Raw genomic sequence first — 21057 nt, 5'->3', positions numbered from 1 at the left:
CGCGCGTGCTCGCCGTCCTGAGACGCCGCTGCACTTCTTCCCGCCGAACCTACGCGCCGAGATCCCTAGTCGCCACGCCGAACAGGCAAAGTTGAGCATTGCCCCCGTGGGCCGGGCATTCCGGCATTACCTCCCAACGCGGTCACGGAGGAACCCGGCCGACGCCGAGCCAGCTAGTTGCACCCCAGCCGGCACACCATGGCTGCCGTGTAGGAGCACCCGTGGTCGCCCCATATCGTGGAGCTCGGCCCCGTGCACCGGAACGCGCATCCCCGCCCGTCCGCGGTCGCGTCGGCCGTCAGCCGGTATCCCTCGGCGTTGCAGCTCCCCGTCGATGACAGGCAGCTCGCCAGCTGCGGCTCGCACTGCTCGACCACGTAGCCGGCCGGGCACGTCCAGTCCACGCTCGCGCGGCCGTAGTCTGGGGACCGCCCCGTCTCGGTCGCGATCGGCTCGTGCTTCGAGAAGGTCGGCATCCCCGTCGTGACCTGCAGCGGCACCACGACGGCCCGCTCGCGCGGCACCACCGGGGCGGACGCGTCCTTCGGCTGCACGACGAACGTGTCCCGCCGCGTCTGCCGCTCACACCCGGCCGTCGCGCCCTCCGGCGTCCACGAGAACGCGAGCTCCGCGCTCCCGTGCGCGGGCACCTCGACCGTGCGCTCGCCGTGGGTCACCCGGACATCGACCTGCGCCCGGTTCGTGATGAGCGCCTGCGCCGTCCCCGTGGCGCCATACGGCACCACGCCGAGATCGACGGGCAGCGGCGCGATCTCGGGCTCGGCGAGCGAGAAGCGGCACACGTCCGCCACCGGGTAGATCGCGTACGCCAGCGGCACCGCCTTCTTGACCTCCATCCGCAGCGCGCCGAACGCCTGCCCGCCTCCCTTCGCGCCCGCGACCGGCGCGCCCTCGACGCCCTCGATGGCCAGCTCCCCGACCGAGGTCATCGTCACCCGGCGGTCCCCCGCCTCGAGCCGGGCCTTGAACAGGCCGAGCGCCGTGCCGTGCGCCTCGCCGGCCGTCACTTCCGTCTCGTAGGCGACCATCGCGCCGCGCTTCACGGCCCCGATGAAGTGCGTCGCGCGACCGCAGGCGCAGCCGCCGCCCGCCGCCGGCACCACGCTCTCGGTCGGCTCGAAGAACTGCGGATCCTCGTCCGCGACCAGCGCCATCGCGACCAGCCGCAGCCGGCGCCGGTCGAGCGTCCCTCCGGCGCTGAAGTACGCCGGCAGCTCGGCGTCGGCGCCGACGAGGACCGAGTCGACGGCGATGCCGACGTAGCGGAAGTCGATCGCGCGCTCGCCCGGCGCCGGGGCGGGTGCACCCGGCGCCGCCGTTGCGGGGGGCGCCGCCGTGATCGCGGCCACCGTCTGCGCCGCAGGCGCTGCCGTCGCCGCGGGCGCTCCCGCCACCGCGGGCGCTGCCGTCGCCGCGGGCGCTGCCGTCTCAGCCTTCGGACGGGCGCAAGCAAGGCCGACCGGCGAGAACGCGCCCGCCGCGCTCCGCGACAGCCCGCGGCCCGGCACCATCGCGCTCGACGTGTCGAGGAGGTAGTCGTGCCGCACGTCGCTGAACGCCCGTGCGGCCGCGAGCAGCGCCCCGGCCTGAGAGCAGCCGCTCTCCTTGCAGGCCGGCAACGCCGCCGCGCCGGCCGGCTTGCGCGGCGGCGGGACCGGCACCTCCGGCGGCCCGGGGCAGCCGAGCGTGGAGGCCAGCGCCCCGAGGAGGAGCCCGCCCGCGCGCAGCGGCGCGGCGCGCCGCCGGCGAGCGCGATCTGCTCCGCTCACGGCCATGTGATCGTCATCCACCGGACGCGCCCCGAGCCGCTCACCGCGTCGTCCGCAAAGAACAGCGAGGCGCCGGACCGCCCCGCGAACGCCGGCGACACGTCCTGCGACGCGCCGCCGGTCAGCCATGCCAGCGGCTTCAGGGAGGGCGCCGACACGTCGCCGGGCGCCAGCGTGAAGGCGTTCAGCTCCACCGAGTCCCCTGGGGCCGAGGCGATCACGCCGCGGCAGATTTTGTCGCACGCGAGCGCGAGCGACGACACCGCCGCGCCGTCCGGGCCGCTCACCACGACGGGCGGGCCTTGCACCGCTCCGTTGCCGTCGACCCGCACGAGCCGCGCGCGCCCGCCGGCCACCGCGCCCCCGCCGGCCTCGTCGGCCGGCTCGTCGATCCAGCCGACGAAGAGCCCGCCTTCGAGCGGCGCGAGCACCGGGCTGCGCGAGTGCTCCGAGGATGCATGGAGGCGCGATTCGTCGCCGATCCGCTGCAGCGTCTTCGCGTCGAGCCGCGCGAGGAAGATGTCGCCGCCGGGCTCGTCGCCCTGGCCAGCCGCGCCAACCGCAGCCGCGCCGCCGCCCGCAACCGCGCCGCCCTGACCAGCCGCTCCGGCTCCCGCAGCCGCGCCGCCGCCCGCAGCTGCGCCCCCCTGACCAGCCGCGGCGGCCGCGCCGCCGCCCGCAGCCGCGCCTCCCTGACCAGCAGCGCCGCCGGACGGGCGCGCGTCAGACCACACGAGCCACACCTCCTGACCGCGCACCGCGATCTGCACCTCGGCCGCGTCGAGCGGCGCGTTCGTGATGCGCCGGTCCGGCGCCGTCCGGTTCAGCGCGCGGTCCACCCGCGCCGCGTACACCTCGGCGTTGCCGTCGCGCGTGTCGATCCACGCGACGATGAAGCCCCCCGCGCCGTCGTAGGCGATCGCCACGTCGGACGCCTCGCTCGCGGCGCCGCCCTGCTTCTTCCGCGGCGCCGTGGTGAGCTTCTTCTGCGCGACCTTCGCGCCCGTCGCGTCGACCTTGGTCAGGTAGACCTGCGTCTCGCCCCGCTCGCGCGCGACCCACGCGATCACGCTCTCGCCCTGCGCCGCGCCCTTGCCCTTCGCGTCGGCCGGGATCGGCGGCGCCGCCGCGATCGCGACGCCGCCGAGCGACGACGCCTTCTGCGAGAGGACGCTCAGCTTGCCGAGGCCGCCGGGGGACACGGCGCGCACCGCGAGCGTCGCGGAGACCTCCTGCCCGCGGGGCGCAGCGTCCGACGCGCCCTCGACGAAGTACGTGACCCACGCCGAGAGCGCCGCGCCGCCGTCGAGCTCGACCGCCGCGACCTTGGCGATGGGGTCGCCCTCGGCGAGGGCGCGCACCGCGGTCGCGCGCGGCGGCGGGTCCTTGTCCTCCCGGAACGCGGGCGCGCGCCACGCGCTCTCGCGCACCGGGAGCGACACCAGCGCGAGCGGCGCCCGCGCGCCCGCCGCGCCGCCAGCGCTGGCAGGCTGCGGGCCGGGCGCGGCGCTCGCCAGCGTCGCGCACGCGCCCGCGTGGCACGTCAGCCCGCGCACGAGGTACGGCACGCCGTCCGTCGCCGCGAACGGCGCGGCGCGCACCGGCTCTGCCGCTCGCACCGAGAGATCCGGCCCGAAGCGCACGAACGTCGGCCAGACCGGCGGCGCGGCCGCCCCGTCGCGCGCCATCTTGAGCGTGGCGGGCGCGAGCGTCACCGCGGCGAAGCCGTCGCCGTCGGCCGCGATGTCGGGCGGCCCGCTCGCGCTGAAGACGAGGGCCGCCCGCTCCGCGCCGAGCGTCCCGTCCGGGCCGACCGACGCGAGGTGGATGAGGCGCCCCGGCCCGCGCGCGCCCGCGCCGCCGACCTCGCCGCCGCGGGCGCGCAGCAGGTCCTCCCACGCGAGCAGCGCCCGCCCGCCCCCGCCCTGGGAGGGCGCGACGAGCGACACGAGCGCCTGCTCGCCGGACGGCGGCGTCGCCTGCCGCGGCGCCACCACCACCTTGCCGCCCGGCTCGACCGCCGCGAGGTAGACGGCGCCGTCGATGTCCCGCTCGTCGGTCCAGGTGAGCAGGTAACGCCCGCCGACGGAGGCGATCTCGAGATCGATCTGCGCGGTCGGCTCGGGGCTGACGACCACCGGCGCCGACACCTTCCCGGCCGCGTCGATCTCCAGGAGCGCGATGGATCCGAGCTTCGCGTCCTCTGCAGCGTCCTCCGCCTCCGCCTTGCGCGCGGGCTTGCCCTCGCCTCGGCCGCGCGGGGCGGCCGGCGGGAGCACGAGGGCGACCGCCGCGCCCCGCTCGGTGGCGACCGCGTGCCACCCGAGCACCTCGCGCGCGACCGACGCGGGCGCCGTCGGCTTGATCGCGGCGCCCTTGCCCTGCGCCACGACCGTCATGACCACGTCGACGCGGTCAATGTCGGGGTGGGCGACGCCCGCGCGGGCCGCGTCGCCCTGGGCCTCGCGCGGCATCTCCCACAGCACGAGCGCGCCCTGCGCGTTCGGGAGCACGTCGAGCCACGAGATCTCCTCGGCCGTCTGCGCGACGAGGCTCGCCGGGGCGCTCGGCTTGCCGGCGGGGTCGAGCGCGAGCACGCGCACCGCGCGGCTCCCCTCGATCTGCTCGATCCAGGCGGCGACGTAGCCCTGCGGCGTGGCGCGCAGCGCGGCGACGGGCACGTCGGCGGCGACGGGCCCCGCGTCCACGGTTTCCCCGCGCGGCGCGCCGTCTGCGCCGAGGACGCGTGTCCTCCAGCGCCCGCCCGCGGCGTAGAGCAGCAGCGCCTCGTCGCCGCGCCGGGCGAAGTAGGGCGTCGCGTCCTCGTCGTCGAGCTCCGCGATCACCCGGGCCGGCAGGAGCGGCGGCCCTTCCGGCGCCTTCGGCTGCGCGGGCGGCGTCTTCACGACCCGCGGCGGACGCGCGACGGGGGCCGGAGCCGCGCCGGAACACCCGAGCGAAAGGGCGAGCGCGGCGCCGAGCAGCGCCGGCGCGCGGCGCCCGAGCGCGGGGCCGGTCAGGCGGCGTGCGTCGCGCCGCGGGCCGCGTGGAACCCAGGAGAGAGCGCTGCGGACGAGCATGGCGGCGACCATGCCAGAAGCGAAGAGCCCCCGCTACAGGGCGCCGCGCAAGCGGAGCGCTCGCCCCGGTCGTCCCCGAGTGCGGGCCAGCCTGGCCGGACTCCTGGCGGGTGGAACTGGGCGGAACTAGAACGCGAGCAGGCGCCCGAGCAGCGATCTGTACCTGCGCAGGGCGAGCCGGAGCTCCTCCGTCGACGCCTCCCCTCGCCCGGGCTCGCCGTCGACGAGGCGCTGCAGCGCGGCGCGCTCCTCCCGGAAGCTCTGCGTGACCCGCTGGATCACCTCGGTCACGAGCGCGTCGGCCTGCTCGACCGAGAGGCGTGGCGCTTCGATGAAGCCCGCCTGGATCGCGCTCCAGCGCTCGGACAGCTCGCGCGCCTCTTCCGGCGTGAGCACGGGCGCGCGCTCCGGCCAGGGCTCTCCGGTGGGCCCGCCGCGCGCCGTGTAGACGGCCGGCTGGCGGCCCGACTCGGGCGGGATCTCTTCGTCGGCGAACCGCGCCTCGGGCTGGCTGCTCTCGCGCGCCGTCACCATCCGTTCTCTGTGCAATGGGCTCACGATGGCCACCTCTCCGCTTGTTCGCGCTGTGCGCCCAGCGGGCATAGCAAGCCGCATGCGCGTCCCGATGTGCATCCGCGCCCGCTGCGGCGCGCGCAGCGCGACAAGGCCAGAGGCCCGGAAGAGCCCGAGAAAATCCAGAGAGCTCTCCGGGCACGCCGGCCTGCACGGCGCCGATCACGCGGAGCGGCGATCCTTCATGAGCCGATGAGGCGGAAGAGTACGGAATACCCCCGGCGCGGCGGAGCCGCCGCGCGCGCACGTTCGCGCATTCCAGAGCCGCCGCCCGAGCGCGGCAGGGCCGCCGCTCGGGCGAGGGCGCGCAGATTCACCTCAGCGACGGGCGCAGCTTCGTCACGACCGCGCGGATCTCCCGCACCACCTGGAGGAGCGCCTCGTCCTCATCGGGCCACTTGGTCACGGGCTTCTTGTCCCGCGGCACCGCCTGGAGCTCGGCGAAGCGCGTCGTCTCCCAGTCGCAGGGGCGGAGCAGGATCGGCACGACCACGGCCTGCCCCGCGGCGCGCCGATCCATCGCGCGCGCCACCTGCGCGTCGCCCTGCTCGGACGCGAGGTAGCTCGCGCTCACCAGAAGGAGGACGAGGTCGGCCGCCTCGAGCTGCTCGCCGATCGCGCGCTCCGTGTCCTCACCAGCGCCGATCTTCCCGCTGTGCCACGGCGCGATCAGCCCCTCCCGCCGGAGCGGGGTCATGTGCGCCTCGAGGCGCGCGAGGAGCTCCTCATCGCGCGAGGCGTACGAGAAGAAGACGCGCACCGGTCGCGGCGCCGCCGTCGCGGCCGGGGTCGACGTCGGCGGCGCTGCGATCGCCTTCACGAGCGACGACGGCAACGTGGGCGACGACTGCTGCGCAGCCCGCGGCGCCGCGTGCGGCGGCGGCGCCGCGGCGTGCGGCGGCGCAGCGGCGTGCGGCGGCGCAGCGGCGTGCGGCGGCGGCGCCGCGCCCGGCTCCAGGCCGAGGAGGACCTGGGCGACCTCCGCGTGATCGCCCGCCTGGTTCTCGTAGACGATGAGCCGGACGCCCGACTCCTCGAGCAGCCGGCGGCGGAATGGCGGCACCCCCTTCGGGAGCAGCGCGAAGTGCATCGGCGGCTGCCCGCCGGAGAGCGCGCGCACGCGGGCGAGCGTCTGGTCGATGTTGTCGTCGGCGAGGCCGAAGCCCACGAACAGGATGGAGTGCGTGCGGTAGAGGGCGCCGAACGCGTCCTGCAGCAGGGGCGAGCCGAAGATCGCCCGGTCGTACTGGTCGCGCGAGAACACCCAGGTGTCCCACGCCCGCAGCGTGCCGTGCAGCTTCAGGATGAAGCACCTGTCCATGGCGATGTCGCCCGCCGGCCGATCGACCATGCGCCACTCGCCCTGGAACGCGCGCTCCAGGAAGCGGTCGATGTTCGTGGTGAGCACGGCCTTGAGCTTCGGCTTGAGCGCGGCGATCGCCCGCGCCAGCTCCGGCACGTCGCGGCCGGTGTCGTCGAGCTCCTTGTCGACGGTCCAGTTGAAGTCCTGCGGCCCGAGCGCGAGCCTCGCGGCCGAGAGCGCGTTGATGAGCTGGTTCGAGGAGATGTACTGCTGGATCTCGTCGATGACCGCTGGGTCCGCGCTCCGCCGCCGCGCGCGGTCGCGCAGCTTCTCGGCGAGCTGCTTCCAGGTGGGCATGCCCGCAGCCGCCGAGACGCCGGCGCCTGCGAAGACGATCAGATTCCCTGACGTGTAGCGCTCACGCAGCTGCTCGAGGATCTCTTCATCCATCAGCGATCACGATACCGCGGATCTGCGCCAGCGGGCGGCGCCCCGCCGCCCCCTCACCGTGCCGCACCCTCACCGCGGCGGCGCAGAGCGCCGCACCCTCACCGCGGCGGCGCTCTGCGCCGCACCCTCACCGCGGCGGCGCGGAGCGCCGCACCTTCACCGCGGCGGCGCGGAGCGCCGCTCGGTGGCGAGCGAGAGGCCGACCCCCAGCCAGGCCCCCTCGACGGCGCCCGCCTCCCCGCGGGCGTCCTCGTAGGGCGCAGGCCGGAGCACGATCCCCGGGTCCAGCGTGAGCCCGAGCCACACCGGGCCGCCCAGCCGGGTCTCCACGCCGAGCCCGAGGCCAGCGCGGGCGGACCACGTATCGCGCTCGCCCGCGATGCCATCGACGGAGATGGCGGCGGGCAGCCTGAGCGATGCGACGGAAGCGGTGGCGCCGATCGAGAGGCGCCACGAGGCGGCCAGCCAGAAGCGGTAGTCCCCCGAGAAGCCCGCCTCGAGCCATCGCAGCGGCTCGCCGCCGGACGGCGCGGCCAGCAGGCGGGCGAACAGCGACTCCGTGAGCCGCAAGCGCCGCAGGCCGAGCGCGAGGCCGGCCCCGCCGAGCACCCGCGGGCCGCCCGAGACGACCGCCGCGTAGGGCCCGGCCGAGACGGACAGGGTGTCGAGATCGCGCGAGGCGAGCTCGACCTCGTCCTGGGTGGGGCGCCGCGGCGACGGCGGCCGCCGCGGGGCGCGCGCGCGGCGCATCTCGGCGAGGATCATCTCGGAGGCGGCGATCGCCACGAGCCGCGCGGCCACGTCCGAGGTGAGGCCGGAGACGGCGATCTGCCGCCGCAGGACCGCGCGGCCGTCGAGGCGCACCTGGATCTCGAGGCGCGCCGCGGTGGGCCGGTCGACCCACACGGTCGCGACGCGATCGCCGAGCGGCCCGACCGGCTCGGCGGCCAGCGCCGCGCCGTCCGGGAGCTCGATCTCGAGCAGGCGCCGCACGCGGACGCTGGAGACCTCCTCCGCCGCGCCGCGCGACAGGGCGACGCGCACCTCGATAGGCGCCACCGCGTCGGGCAGCCGCGGCGCGGCCGGCGCGGATGCGCGGCTGGTGATCGCCACGACGGCGCGCGGCTCGGCGGCCGCGGCCGGGAGGGCGAAGCTCAGCTGGACGACGACCGCGGAGACGGCGAGCGCGGGCAGCCCCCGGCGCGGAGCGCGCGCCGAGCGCAAGCGGCAGAGGCCCGTCCTCTGCGGCGGCTTCCGCGCCAGAGATGATCCGCTGGGCATCCTCGCACGGGCCATCGGGGTACTTGGCCACATACCCTGTTGTCATCTGAATTGCCTCTTTCTTGTGGTCCGCGACCACATCGCCGAGGCTGCGCTGGCCGAACGATTCCACCGCGACACGCCCATCGAGCGAGAGCGGCCGCGCGTGCTCGTAATATTTCGCTGCGAGCGCTTTCGTCACGCCGCGTCCCGCGCCGAGCCTCCGGGATTCCCACCCCCGCCTGCGTGACGGTCCCCCGGGTCCGGTGCTCCAGCCCTTCCGGATCAGACTGGCCTCCATCTCCTCGCGCTCGGCCTCCCAGCGCGCCTCGAGCTCATCCCAGCTCGGATACTGGAGCCCCGGGATCCGCGGTGTCTCCACGGCCCATCCGTGCTTCGCGGCCACGCCTCCCAGATCGTGATCTTGTGGGCGAGGCTCTCGGGTCACGGTGCGCGACCGCGGCGGCGCCTCGCCCCGCCCGGAGAGCCGAGCGCGTTGTGCGGCGTGCCGCCTCGAACGATACTGACGCATCGATGCGCCTGCCCGCCGACCCGACCGAGGAGACGAAATCCTTCGCGGCCGCGTCCGCGGCGCCGGCCGGAGCGCGCCCACACCTGCTCGTGATCCAGGGCGGCTCCTCGTCGCGCTTCTCCCTGCCGGCGAGCGGCGCGGTGCTCGTCGGGCGCGCCGCAGAGGCCGATATCCGCATCGAGAGCAGCGCGATCTCCCGGCGGCACGCGCGGCTGATGGTGGCCGACGGCGAGGTGCGGATCGCCGATCTCGAGAGCCACAACGGCGTGCGCGTGAACGGCGAGCGGATCGAGGGGGCGCGGGCGCTCCGCTCCGGGGACGTGATCACGCTCGGCGAGATCGCGCTGATCCTGCGCTGCGAGGCGCGGGTGAGCCGGCGGGTGGCGGACGCCGCGCAGCTGCGCCAGCGGCTCGAGGAGGAGATCGAGCGCGCCGCCGACTACGGCTCTCCGCTCGCCGTGATCGCCGTCCTGCTCGGCGACGGCGCGCGGCCCGAGGCGGGCCAGCGGGCCATCGCCGCCGTGCGCCTCATGGACACCGTCGGCCTGGGCGGCGCCGCGCAGCTGGCCGCGGTCTTTCCGGAGCTCACCGGCGACGCCGCGCTCGCCGCCGCGACCGACCTCGTGGCGGCGCTCGCCCCGGTCGCGCCGGCGCTGCGCGCGGGCGTCGCCTGCCTCCCTGCGGACGGCTGCGACGCCGACACGCTGCTCTCCATCGCCCGGGCGGCCGCCGAGGCCGCGGCCCCGGGCGGCCTCGCCTCCGCGGCCGCCGCCACGGTGCAGCACCGGCTCGGGGAGCAGACGCTGCTCCTCGCGGATCCCGCGATGATCCGGCTCTACGATCTCATCCGGCGGCTCGCCCAGAGCGACCTGCCTGTCCTCGTGCTCGGCGAGACGGGCGCCGGCAAGGAGAACGCCGCCGCCGCCGTCCACCACGGGTCGCGGCGGGCCGGCGGGCCGTTCGTCCCGCTCAACTGCGCCACCTTGCCCGAGGCCCTCGTCGAGAGCGAGCTGTTCGGCCACGAGAAGGGCGCCTTCTCCGGCGCGGCCGCCGCGAAGCCGGGCCTCCTCGAGCGCGCCAGCGGCGGCACCGTGTTCCTCGACGAGGTCGGCGAGCTGCCCCTCGGCGCCCAGGCCAAGCTCCTGCGGGCGCTCGAGGCGAAGCGCGTCACGCGCCTCGGCGACGTGCGCGAGCGCGAGGTCGACATCCGCGTCGTCGCCGCGACCAACCGCGACCTCGAGGCCGAGTGCAAGGCGGGGCGCTTCCGGCAGGACCTGCTCTTCCGCCTCGGCGCCGCCACGGTCGACCTGCCGCCGCTCCGGCAGCGGCCCCGCGAGATCCCCATCCTTGCGCGCGCGTTCCTCGCAGCGGCGCGCGATCGGCTCGGCGCGCCGCCGGTCGAGCTCTCCGACGCGGCGCTCCGGCTGCTCGCCGCCCACGCGTGGCCGGGCAACGTCCGGGAGCTGAAGAACGCGATGGAGTTCGCGGCCGCGACGTTGCAGGGCGACAGGGTCGAGGCCTGGGACCTCCCGATGCGCGCGGCGGGGCGAGCCGCCGAGGAGCAGCCCTCGCCCGGGGCGGCGGGGGCCCCGCCGGGCAGCGCTCCCCCGCCTCCGGCCGAGCGACCGCGCTTCATGCCCATCGCCGAGGAGCTGAGGCAGCTGGAGCGCCGGCGCATGGAGGAGGCGCTCGAGGCCACGGGCGGCGTGCAGACCCGCGCGGCGGAGCTCATCGGCATGCCGCTCCGCACCTTCGTGTTCAAGGTGAAGCAATACGGCCTCTCCCAGCGAGGGATGAAGTCGAGATCGTGAGCGCGCCGCGGGGAGGGACGACGCAGCCGTGAGCGCGAACGGGCCCGCGGAGGGCGCGGCGTGGGCCCCCCCCGAGGAGTTCGAGGAATACCGGATCGTGAGCCCCCTCGGGCGCGGCGCGATGGGTCGCGTCTACCTCGCTGAGGACCGGCTGCTGGCGCGGCGCGTCGCCATCAAGTTCATCGCGACCGAGTCCCCCACGGACGCGGCCCGCGAGCGCTTCTTCGCCGAGGCGCGGGCGATCGCGCGGCTCTCGCACCCGAACGTGGTGGCCGTGCACCGCGTGGGCGAGGTGCGGCGGCGACCGTTCCTCGTCTCCGAGTACGTGCGCGGCCGGAGCCTGGACCGGCTCGACAAGCCTGTCCGCTGGCAGGAGGCGCTCGCCATCGGCGTCGCGCTCGCGCGGGGCCTCGCGGCCGCGCACCGGAGCGGGGTGCTCCACCGCGACATCAAGCCGGCGAACGCGATCATCTCGGACGAGGGCGAGGTGAAGCTGCTCGATTTCGGCCTGGCGAAGCTCTTGCCCGAGGCGGGCGAAGCGGCGGCGCTCCTTGAAGCGCGCGCCGCGGACCGCGACGCCAGGGCCGTGGACAGCGGCGCCGTCGCCGAGCGCGGCGGGGACACGGCAGCGACGACCGGCGATCTTCTGGAGGCAACGAGATCGCGCGAGCCGGGACGCGCGCGCCCCGGGGCGGTGGACGCCACCACGTCGCTGCCGGCGGAGGGCCCCCGCGCCGACGAGGGCGGCGCGACCGTGCCCGATGAGCCCGGGGCCGCGCGCCCCCAGGCCGCAGAGGCGACGGTCCCTCGCGCGCCGGGCGCGCCGCGCGCCAGGATCCCTCGCTGCGACGGCGAGGACGTCGTCGGCACGCCGCTGTACATGGCGCCGGAGGTGTGGCGCGACGAGCCCCCGACCCCGCGCGCGGACGTCTACGCCCTCGGCGTGCTCCTCCACGAGCTCTGCGCCGGCAGGGCGCCCCACCACGGCGCCACGCTGGCCGATCTGCCTCGCCTGGTTCAGGAGGTCGCGCCGCGGCCGATCGCGGAGCTCGCGCCGGGCCTGGATCCGCGGTTCGCCGCCGTCATCGATCGCTGCCTCGAGCGCGATCCCACGCTGCGCTTCGGCTCCGGCGACGAGCTCCGGGAGGCGCTCGAGCAGCTCGTCGCGCGCCGCGCCGAGGCGGCCGTCCCGGAGGGCAACCCCTACCGCGGGCTGCTCGCCTTCGAGGCGGAGCACCGCAGGCTCTTCTTCGGCCGCGACGCGGAGATCCGCGCGATCCTCGACCGACTGCGGGCGCAGCCGTTCGTCCTGATCACGGGCGACTCCGGCGCGGGCAAGTCGTCGCTCTGCCGCGCTGGCGTGCTCCCCGCCGTCGCGGAGGGCGCGCTCGGCGAGGGCGGCGCGTGGGCGATCGCCTCGGCGCGGCTCGGCCCGCGCCCTGTCGAGGCGCTCGCGTCGGCGCTCGGCCCGCTCGCGGGCGAAGGCGAGCGCGAGCTCGCCGAGCGGCTCCGCGCGGAGCCGCTGGCCCTCGGCCGGGAGCTCCGCCGGCGCGGGACCCCGGTGCTGCTCTTCCTCGACCAGCTCGAGGAGCTCTGCGCGCTCGCGGACGCCGCCGAGGCGGCCCTCGCCGCCGGGATCCTCGCCGGGCTGCTGCGCTGGGGCGGCGGCGTGCGCGTGCTCGCGACGGCGCGCAGCGATTTCCTCGGTCGCCTCGGCGCGCTCCCGGGCCTCGGTGACGAGCTGTCGCCGGCGCTCTACCTCCTGCGCCCGCTCTCGCCCGAGCGGCTGCGGGACGCGATCGTCGGCCCTGCGGCGGCGAAGGGGTTCCGCTTCGCCGCCGGCACGGTGGAGACGCTGGTCGCAGAGGCCGCGCGCGCGGACGGCGGGCTCGCGCTCCTCCAGTTCACGCTCGCCGAGCTCTGGGACGCCCGCGACGAGGCGCGCCGCGAGATCCCCGCGGCGGCGCTCGCGGGGCTCGGCGGCGTCACAGGCGCGCTCGCGCGCCACGCCGACGGCGTCCTCCGCGCGCTCTCCCCCGAGCAGCGCGCGGCCGCGCGCAGGATCCTGCTCGCGCTCGTGAGCCCGGAGGGCACGCGCGCGCACCGGACCGACGCCGAATTGCTCGGGCCCGAGCTCCCCGCGACGGCGCGCGGGCCCGGGGCGAGGACGGCCGCGCGGGCGGCGCTCGACGCGCTCGTGCGAGGGCGGCTGCTCGTCGCCCGCGAGGCGGAGGCCGGGGCGCAGAGCGCCTACGAGATCGCGCACGAGGCGCTGATCCGGGGCTGGGACACGCTGCACGGCTGGCTCAGCGGCGACGCCGAGCGCCGCGCCGTGGTCCACCGGATCGAGCGCGCGGCCGCCGAGTGGGAGCGCCTCGGCCGCCCCGCCGACGCGCTCTGGGGAGACCGGCAGCTCCGCGAGCTGCGCGGCGTCGCGGACGAGGCGCTCGCGCCGCAGGAGCTGGCGTTCCTGTCGGCGTCTCGTCGCATGGCGCGCCGGCGCACGGCGGCGCGCTGGGCCGCGGCGCTCGGCGTTCCTCTGCTCGTCGGCGCCGCCGTGGTCGCCGCGCGCCTGAGCGCCGCGCGGGCGCTCGACCGGCGGGTCGACGCGCACGTGGGCCAGGCGTCGCGCGCGCTGGCCGAGGCGCGGGCCGGATCGGGGCGGTCGAGCGCCCGCGGACAGGACGCGCTCGCCCGGTTCGCCGGAGAGGACATCGCGGGCGGCGAGTCGACGTGGCAGAACGCGCGCGCCGCCGCCGCGGAGGCCGATCGCGCCTACGCACACGCATCGCAGGAGCTCGAGGTCGCGCTCCGCGTCGGCGACGCGGACCGAGCCGACGTGCGCGCGCTCCTCGGCGACGCCCTGTACGAGCGCGCCGCGCTCTCGGAGCGCGAGCGGCGCTTCGAGCAGCGCGACGAGCTCATCAGCCGGCTCGCCGCCTACGATGACGGGGGCGAGCGCCGGCGCCGCTGGCGCGCGCCGGCGCGGCTCGCCGTGGGCACCACGCCGGCCGGCGCCGACGTGACGCTCCGACGGTTCGAGGTGGCGGGCGGCCGCCGCGTCCTGTCGGAGCCGCGCGCGCTCGGCAGGACGCCCCTCGAGGGTCTCGACATCGAGCGCGGATCGTTCGTGCTCTCCTTCACGGCGCAGGGGCGCGCGCCCGTCACGCTGCCCCTCGTGCTCGAGCGGGCCCAGGTCGAGCGCATCGACGTCGCGCTTCCGGACGCGGGCGCGTTCCCGGAGGGCTTCGTCTACGTGCCTCCCGGGCGCTTCCTCTTCGGGATGGAGGAGGGAGAGCTGCGGCGCATGCTCAACAGCCAGCCGCTCCACACGGCCGAGACGGGCGCTTACCTCATCGCGCGGCGCGAGGTCACGCTGGCCGACTGGATGGCGTACCTGCGCGCGCTGTCGCCGGAGGAGCGCGCGCGGCGCACGCCCGCGGCGCAGAAGGACTGGCACGCGCTGGCGCTGCGCCAGGCCGAGGGCGGCGGCTTCGAGCTCTCGATGCGGCCCACGGCGCAGGAGTACCGCGCGCGGGAGGGCGAGCTGCTCCGCTACCCTGGGCGCGCGCGGCGCGCCGTCCAGGACTGGCGCCTCTTCCCCGTCGCCGCGGTCTCCTTCGAGGACGCGCTGGCCTATGTGGCCTGGCTGGCCGGCACCGGCCGCGTGCCCGGCGCGCGGCTGTGCACGGAGCTGGAATGGGAGCGCGCCGCCCGCGGCGCCGACGACCGGGTCTATCCCGGCGGAGACCGGCTGGAGCCCGACGACGCCAACCACGACGTGACCTACGGGCGCGAGCCGCTCGGCTTCGGGCCCGACGAGGTGGGCGCGCACCCGGCCTCCGACAGCCCCTTTGGCGTCCAGGATCTCGCGGGCAACGTGTGGGAGTGGACGGTATCGGCCGGGCGCGACGGCGAGCCTGTGCTCCGCGGCGGCAGCTGGTATCAGGACGCGGCGGCATGCGCGAGCAGCAACCGCGAGATGGCCGAGCCGACCCTCCGCAACCCGCTCATCGGTCTCCGGCTCTGCGCGACGCCTGGGCCATCAGGGGGCTCCGGTCCCCAGCGTTGAGCCAACCTTGCTTGCTCGGCAATTTTTGCTTGCTGGAGCCCGCGCCCCACAAGCAAGGGTTGCTTGGTCTACCGCCGCCGACGCCATCGGCGGGACGGCTGAGTCGGCACGTCGGTTGCCAGAGACCGAATGCGGCGCGGGGCCGGGCATGGACCCAGGCGCGAATACCGCGCGAGCAAGGGAGAGGTAGACTCATGATGGCGCTTTTCACGGGATCCAGGGTGGGGACGCGACGGGCCGTCGTGCGCGGCGCAGCGGGCGGCGCGTCGAGCTTTCGGCGAGCAGAGCGCGTCGCGGCCGTCGCGCTCGTGGGTGCGTCCCCCCTGCTGGGCGCCGCGTGCGTGGGCGAGGAGCCGATCGATGAGCTCCCCCTCGCCGAGGAGGTCGAGCCGCTGGCTCGCGAGGCGCAGGGCGGCGAGCTCAGTTTGATGCCGAACACCACGAGCCTGCTGCCATCGCTGAAGGAGTGCGTGACATGCAAGAAGTTCGGGACCCCGATGTCGCCCGACGACCTGAGGCAACGCTGGCCTCAGCAAGGGACAACGCTCCATGGCATCATGGATGGCGGGGATTGCGAGGCCGTGGAGGTGCCCAGGAGCTTTTCCCTGAGCAGCGCGGTCGACGCCGATGGGGTGCCCATCCCCGGCGTCACGGTCCGTCATGGCAGGCTCATCAGCAGCGGCGATGTGAAGTGGACTGGAGCGCGCTTCAACGCGAGCCTCCGCTGCGCCGACGGGTCGGGGACTCTCTCCGTCAACGCCGTCATCAACGAGGTGGTCTCGGACAGCAGACAGGACGAGGACGCCGATCCGCCTCTCCTGTACCGCGTGATGCTCATCGATCCGCTGGACGGCACCCCCTATCCAGCGTGCCGTGATCCGGAGGACCGGCTCTATGGCGATCTGGCGATCCCGGTCCCCGGCGTCTGGAATGAGCGAGGGAACCTCGACGACGACAGCGATGCATTCACGTTCGCCTGCGTGACGTCCGCCGTGGCCAAGTGCAACGTCTGGGGCTACGGGCCGGCGTTCCTCGGGACGGCTGGTGATCCCGTGCCGAACCACCTCCAGGAGGCGTGCACCCGGATGGCGCGCGCCGATTACTGCGGCACCGGGGTGTCCTGGACACGCGACGGCACGACCATCGGGATCTGGGACACCAAAACACCCTTGGATTCCCAGACGACGGCCACGACGGAAGAGGGGAAATTCGCGTTCGAGGCGGCGTGGACCTCGGTAGGGGCGCTGTGTGTGGCTCGCCCGCGCTGGGAAGACCGGGCACCGAAGTGCATTCAGGCGATCGAGCCGTGCGGCTCGGAAAAGGAAGCCAGCGGCCTGTCCCCCAGCTCTTATCTGTTATTCAACGTGTCTGCATCCGAACCGGACGCGATCGAGCGGCTATCGACCGAGCCCGTCGACCGCTAGGCAGCGCCCTCGCTGTGCAGGCGGCCGAGCCGCGCTCCGCCGCCCGCGCCCCCTCTGCGGCCCGGAGCACCGCGGCTTCCCCGGCTCACGCCTCCTGGCGGAACGCGGCCACGAGCCAGTTGACGTGGCGACCGGTGTCGTCGTCGTTCGAGTGGCGCTTGAACAGCGGCATCCTCAGGATGCGCACGTGATCCTGGAGGTTCGTCTTGAAGGGCGAGCCCTGGATGGGCGTCCCGTCGGGCCGCACCTGCCGCCCCTCGATCTTCATCTTCTTCAGCACCTCGAGGGACGCGAGCCGCAGGAGCTCATAGACCCTGTCCGGGTCCTTGCAGCTCACGGAGACGATGAGCTTGCCGAACGTGGGGTCCTTGTTCACGAGGACGTCCCCGGCCTCGAAGCCGCAGTCGAAGCGGACCTTCAGGTCAGTGAGGCCCTTCTCCTCGAGCGCCTCGCGGATCGCGTCCGTGTCGGGGAGCGCGATGCGATCGAAGATACCCGCGTTGGGCAAGAACAGCCCTTTGCCGCCGTCCCGCGAGTCCCTGAGATCGGGATTCCAGCTCTCCGCGTTGATGCGGAACTCGCGGCTACAGTGGGTCTGCACCACGTGGTCCTGCTCGAAATCGATGGGCTGCCCGTCCGCGATGCGCATCTGCCACGCGACGAGGTTCACGGGGACGCGGCTGCGCTTCCGCTTGATGGCGTACGTCTCCTCGCTGACGGGGTGCTCCACCTGGATCCGCGTGTTCATCTCGAGGAAGTAGAACTTCCCTTCCTTGAACATCAGCTCCACGGTGCCCGCGCCCACGTAGCCCACGCGCTCCGCGATCTGCACCGCGAGCCCGCAGATGCGGCCTTCCAGGCCCGGATACCGCCGCAGCAGGGCCGGCGGCGCCTCTTCCTGGATCTTCTGGCTCGCGCGCTGCTCGCTGCAGTCGCGCATGCCGAAGTGCCGCGTGTTGCCGTAGCGATCCCGCAGCACCTGCACCTCCAGGTGGATCGTCTCCGGGATGTTCTGCTCGAACATCACGCCCGGCTGCCAGTTGTACGCCTTGATCTCGCCAAGGACCTTCTGGATGGCCTGAGGCACCTGCTCGACCGTCGGGATGACGGCCTGCCCGCGGCCGCCGCCGCCGTTGGCGGCCTTCAGGCGCCCCGGGAACGTGAAGCGCCCTGCCGCGTGCGCCTCCAGGACGATCCGCTGGATCTCGCCCGGATCGTCGCTGTCGATGACGATGCCCGGCGTCACCGCGGTCGGGTCGAAATCCTGGGCCATCAGGCGGAATTTGCGCTTGTCGCCGGCGCTCTCCACCACGTCCTGCATCGGGCCGACGAAGACGATGTTCTTCTGGCGGAAGTGCCGGATGGCCGCGGCGTTCTCCGCGAGCGGGCCGTACCCGGGATAGAGCCCCGCGCGCGACAGCTCCTCCTGCCAGCCGTCGCCGAAGCGCCGCTCGAACTCGGCCCTCACCTTGTCCGCGATCTGGGTGAAGTTCGCGTAGCTCTCGCGGAAGCTCCCCTCGAGCCCCACCCCGAACCCGCCGCCCTCCCGCGCAATCCGCAGCTGCAGCGCGTTCGCGTCGTCCTGGAGGCTGTAAAGGACCACGGGGATCTTGCCGAGGGCGATCGCCTCCCGCGTGGCCCGAACGCCCATCTCCCCCTTGTCCGCGACAAGGATGTACTTGAGCTGGCCCGCGCTCACCGTCGTGGCGGGGTAGCTGTCCAGGCGATGCGCGGCGGCGTACAGGAGATCCAGCACCTGCGCGTCCTCCCGCAGGAGATCGCCGGCCCGGGAGCGCAGGAGCTCCGCCGCCTGCTCGCGGAGCGAGGGCTCGTCCTGCTCCAGGATCAGGAACTTGAGGAAGCGCTCGTCGTCGAAATCACGGCGCTTCAGCGCCCGGAGCAGCCCGCTCTCCAGGTAGCGAGCGAACCCGTCGCGGTCCGCGGCCGTGATCGCCGCGCGCGTGTCCCGGATCCGCGCGAGCAGCCCCTCCGCCGCCGCAAGGAGCTCCTGCACCCGCTCCTCGTCGAGCAGCGCCCTGCGCAGCGCCGCTTCCAGGGGGCGCTGCCAGCCGAAGTGCGTCCTCCACACCTCGCCGTTCGCGATGAGGTACCGCAGCCCGAGGAGCCGGTGCGCGTCGTTGCCGCCGGCCAGCGTGCCCAGATCGAGCAGCACGAAGCCAGGGACGCCCATCGCGGTGGTGAACGCCTCCATCGAGGACACATAGCCGCCTCGGGGCAACACCAACTTCCACGACGGGAGCGATGGAACGTCGTTGCGAGCAGGTAGAGAGCTGGTGCGGACGGCGGTGGTCATCCTGAGCGGTTCTCCGGCGCGGCGAGCGACCAAGCAAGCGCAGAACCGCCAGGGGTGTCAAGCATGTCCACCGCGCCCGACGGAGCGCGATCGACGTGGACGGGCGCACCCCGCTCTACGGCGTCGGGCTCGCGTCCGGGGCCGGCGGAGGCTGGGGCGGCGGGGCGGCGTGCTCCTCTTCCTCGGCCGCCTCCTCGCCGGACTCGCCGGAGACGATGCGCTGGACATCCTCGCACCGGCCGTCCGGGTACTTGGCCACGTACTCCTTGGCCATCTGAGAGGCCTCTTCCTTGTGGCCGGCGACCACCTCGGCGCGGATGCGCTTGCAGAACGAGTCCTCCGCGAGGTTGCCCTCGGGCGACAGCGAGCGCGCCTGCTCGTAGTACTTCGCCGCCAGCGCCTGCTCGCCCATGCTCGCGTACATGTCGCCGAGCTTGTAGGCCGCGATCGGCGCGTTCGCGTCGCTCGGGAAGCCCTCGACCACACGCGCGAACGCGCGCATCGCCGCGGCGCGATCGCCGCCCTTCCCGCGCAGCAGGTCGCTGAGGTCCATCAGCTCCCTCGCCGTCTTCGCGGAGGCGATGGCGCCGTCGATGCCGCCGCTCTGCTGCTGCAGGCTCTGCAGCGCCTCGGCGACGTTGCCCGCGTTGTACCGCGCGCGCCAGTCCGGCGCGGCGGAGGCGGCCGGCGCGGCGGCCGCCGGCGGCTCGATCGGCGCCACCTCCGCGCTCGATCGCGGGAGCGACGAGGCGCGGGCGCGCCGGGGCTCCGGCGGCGCCACGACCGCGATCCGCTGCCGGATCGGCACGCCCTCCTCGGCGTCGCCGCGCCCGAGCTCCCGCGAGCCGGCCGGCGACGTGAGCTTGACCGAGCCATCCGCGACGTTGACGTCGATCGCGTCGACGTTGTGCTTCACGCGCAGCACGCTGCCCGCCGCCGCCGCGAGACGGGCCTCGCCGGCGACGATCGCGAGCGCCGCTGTGCGCGTCCCGCTCACGGTGTCGAGCCACGCCTCGCCCTGCACGAGCCGCAGCGTCAGCGCGCCGCCGTCCGCCTGCTCGACCTCGACGGTCGTGCCCGCTGTCAGCGAGATCTTGCCGCCGCCCGGCAGCTGGAAGGTGCGCCCCTGCGAGCCCGCGGCGAACACGTCGACCAGCGACGGCGCGTCGTTGGCCGGCGCCACGGCGGTGGGCGCGGGCGCCGCGCGCTCGTCGCTCCAGATCGCCTTGCCGAGCCACAGGCCCCCGCCGAACGCCGCGAACGTCGCCGCCGCGAGCATCGCGGCCATGCCCGCGCGCCGCGGCGACGAGCGCTCGCGCGCCCCGAGGTCGTGCTCGATGCGGTCCCAGACGCGCGCGATCCGCTCCTCGGTCGCGTGGTCGCGCAGATCTGCCGGGGCGATCCGGGGTAGCCCTCGCCGGCTCATGATGAGGCCTCGCTGCTGGTTGAATCTACAAAGTGACCGTCGAGGAAGTGTTGCGCCCGCGAAATCCGCCGCTTGACGGTCGCGAGCGAGCAGTCCGTCATCTGCGCGACCGTCTCGAGATCGTGCCCCTCCACCGAGCGGAGGATCCACGCGATCCGGTCGTCCGCCGGCAACGTCTGGAGCAGGGCGTAGATCTGCGCGATCTGCGCGCGCGCGTGGGGCGACGCGGCCGGGCTCGCCAGGGCGTCGAGATCGACCGGCTCGCTCGACTTGCCCATCCCGAGCACGCCGAGCAGCCGCGCGCGCCGCATCCGCGAGCGGACCTTGTGGACGATGATCGACCCGAGCCAGGCGCGGAACGCGGCGGGATCCACGAGATCGTCGAGGCGCTCGTAGGCGCGGAGGAACGCGTCGTGCACGATGTCCTCCACGTCGCGCGCAGAGCCCTCGATGCGCGTCGCGAGGTGGATGGCGAAGGCGACGTGCCGCCGGTAGAGCTGCTCGAGCGCGCCCACGTCCCCGCGGGCGCCGAGCACCACGAGCTGCGCGTCCGGCAGCTCCGCGAGGCCTGAGCCGCGCTCGGCCGGCCCGGTCGCGACGGAGGAGGACCGTTTGTCCTGCGCGCGCCGGGCATCGCCGCGGCCGCGCTCCTCCGGAGCGAACGCGGGCCCGGCGTCGCCCATGTCCTCTTGGGCCTCCGCGGCCGGGGCAGCCGGGACGACCGGTTCGACAAGGCGCAAGCGCCCTCGCTGAGGTCTCAGAGCCATGCGTTCGTACCAGGGGACATGACTGGAAATGTACAGCAGACGGTGATCGCGATGCCCTCGCGGGAGGCGGGCCCTCGGAGCGGGCGGAGCGCCGAGCCCTGGGCACCTGTCCAGAGCGGCATCAGGAGCGCCCCGAGCTTCCCACACTTTTCTAGACGCCTGGTCGGGCCCGGGCGGCTCATCGAAAAAACTGTGAGCCGTTCTGGGGCCCCGCGGCGTCTGGGTGGTGGCCGCCGGATTTGCGTGCGGTTCACA

The 21057-nt window shown here is 74.9% G+C and carries 11 protein-coding genes; 3 read left to right on the top strand and 8 right to left on the bottom strand.

Annotated features, from left to right (window positions below):
• Positions 1 to 173: 173 nt before the first annotated feature.
• From WME79_RS47610 to WME79_RS47590, 5 genes are all read right to left on the bottom strand, one after another.
• Entirely contained in the window at positions 174 to 1790 is a 1617-nt protein-coding gene (locus tag WME79_RS47610; RefSeq protein WP_437529256.1) for a hypothetical protein, read from the bottom strand.
• Positions 1787 to 4882, bottom strand: coding sequence for a hypothetical protein (locus WME79_RS47605; protein WP_437529253.1), 3096 nt, complete (start codon positions 4880 to 4882; stop codon positions 1787 to 1789). The genes WME79_RS47610 and WME79_RS47605 overlap by 4 nt, the downstream gene beginning before the upstream one ends.
• Positions 4883 to 4996: 114 nt before the next feature.
• The gene (locus WME79_RS47600) at positions 4997 to 5428 is read right to left on the bottom strand and encodes a hypothetical protein (protein WP_437529250.1); all 432 of its coding nucleotides are present in this window, start codon (positions 5426 to 5428) and stop codon (positions 4997 to 4999) included.
• A gap of 328 nt (positions 5429 to 5756) precedes the next feature.
• Positions 5757 to 7196, bottom strand: coding sequence for an SIR2 family protein (locus tag WME79_RS47595; RefSeq protein WP_437529247.1), 1440 nt, complete (start codon positions 7194 to 7196; stop codon positions 5757 to 5759).
• Between the two features lie 156 nt (positions 7197 to 7352).
• Positions 7353 to 8420 carry a hypothetical protein gene (locus WME79_RS47590; protein WP_437529245.1) on the bottom strand — a complete coding sequence of 356 codons (1068 nt, stop codon included), beginning with the start codon at positions 8418 to 8420 and terminating at the stop codon, positions 7353 to 7355.
• A 570-nt stretch (positions 8421 to 8990) separates the two neighbouring features.
• Here WME79_RS47590 and WME79_RS47585 point away from each other — a divergent pair.
• The 3 genes from WME79_RS47585 (at position 8991) to WME79_RS47575 (ending at position 16295) form a co-directional block, all read left to right on the top strand.
• The gene (locus WME79_RS47585; protein WP_437529242.1) at positions 8991 to 10799 is read left to right on the top strand and encodes a sigma 54-interacting transcriptional regulator; all 1809 of its coding nucleotides are present in this window, start codon (positions 8991 to 8993) and stop codon (positions 10797 to 10799) included.
• A 28-nt stretch (positions 10800 to 10827) separates the two neighbouring features.
• Positions 10828 to 14871: an nSTAND1 domain-containing NTPase gene (locus WME79_RS47580; protein WP_437529240.1), complete on the top strand. Its 4044-nt coding sequence runs from the start codon at positions 10828 to 10830 to the stop codon at positions 14869 to 14871.
• 194 nt (positions 14872 to 15065) lie between these two features.
• Positions 15066 to 16295: an ADYC domain-containing protein gene (locus tag WME79_RS47575; protein WP_437529237.1), complete on the top strand. Its 1230-nt coding sequence runs from the start codon at positions 15066 to 15068 to the stop codon at positions 16293 to 16295.
• A gap of 85 nt (positions 16296 to 16380) precedes the next feature.
• On the opposite strand, the gene WME79_RS47570 is transcribed toward WME79_RS47575, so the two are convergent.
• The 3 genes from WME79_RS47570 to WME79_RS47560 form a co-directional block, all read right to left on the bottom strand.
• On the bottom strand, positions 16381 to 18537 hold the full coding sequence (locus WME79_RS47570; protein WP_437529234.1) for a biotin carboxylase N-terminal domain-containing protein: 2157 nt from the start codon (positions 18535 to 18537) through the stop codon (positions 16381 to 16383).
• Between the two features lie 187 nt (positions 18538 to 18724).
• The gene (locus tag WME79_RS47565) at positions 18725 to 20035 is read right to left on the bottom strand and encodes a FecR domain-containing protein (protein ID WP_437529232.1); all 1311 of its coding nucleotides are present in this window, start codon (positions 20033 to 20035) and stop codon (positions 18725 to 18727) included.
• On the bottom strand, positions 20032 to 20775 hold the full coding sequence (locus tag WME79_RS47560) for an RNA polymerase sigma factor (protein ID WP_437529229.1): 744 nt from the start codon (positions 20773 to 20775) through the stop codon (positions 20032 to 20034). Before WME79_RS47560 ends, WME79_RS47565 begins: the two co-directional genes overlap by 4 nt.
• Positions 20776 to 21057 lie beyond the last annotated feature (282 nt).

The organism is Sorangium sp. So ce726 (assembly GCF_051521405.1).
In the GTDB taxonomy this organism is placed as follows: domain Bacteria; phylum Myxococcota_A; class Polyangia; order Polyangiales; family Polyangiaceae; genus Sorangium.
Note: the sequence above shows the minus strand (reverse complement) of the source record. Positions and strands in the feature narration are given on the sequence as shown.

Coding starts and splice junctions, on each gene's coding strand:
- WME79_RS47605 (WP_437529253.1), bottom strand. CDS start 4,882: ATGGTCGCCGCCATGCTCGTCCGCAGCGCTCTCTCCTGGGTTCCACGC.
- WME79_RS47595 (WP_437529247.1), bottom strand. CDS start 7,196: ATGGATGAAGAGATCCTCGAGCAGCTGCGTGAGCGCTACACGTCAGGG.
- WME79_RS47585 (WP_437529242.1), top strand. CDS start 8,991: ATGCGCCTGCCCGCCGACCCGACCGAGGAGACGAAATCCTTCGCGGCC.
- WME79_RS47575 (WP_437529237.1), top strand. CDS start 15,066: ATGATGGCGCTTTTCACGGGATCCAGGGTGGGGACGCGACGGGCCGTC.
- WME79_RS47565 (WP_437529232.1), bottom strand. CDS start 20,035: ATGAGCCGGCGAGGGCTACCCCGGATCGCCCCGGCAGATCTGCGCGAC.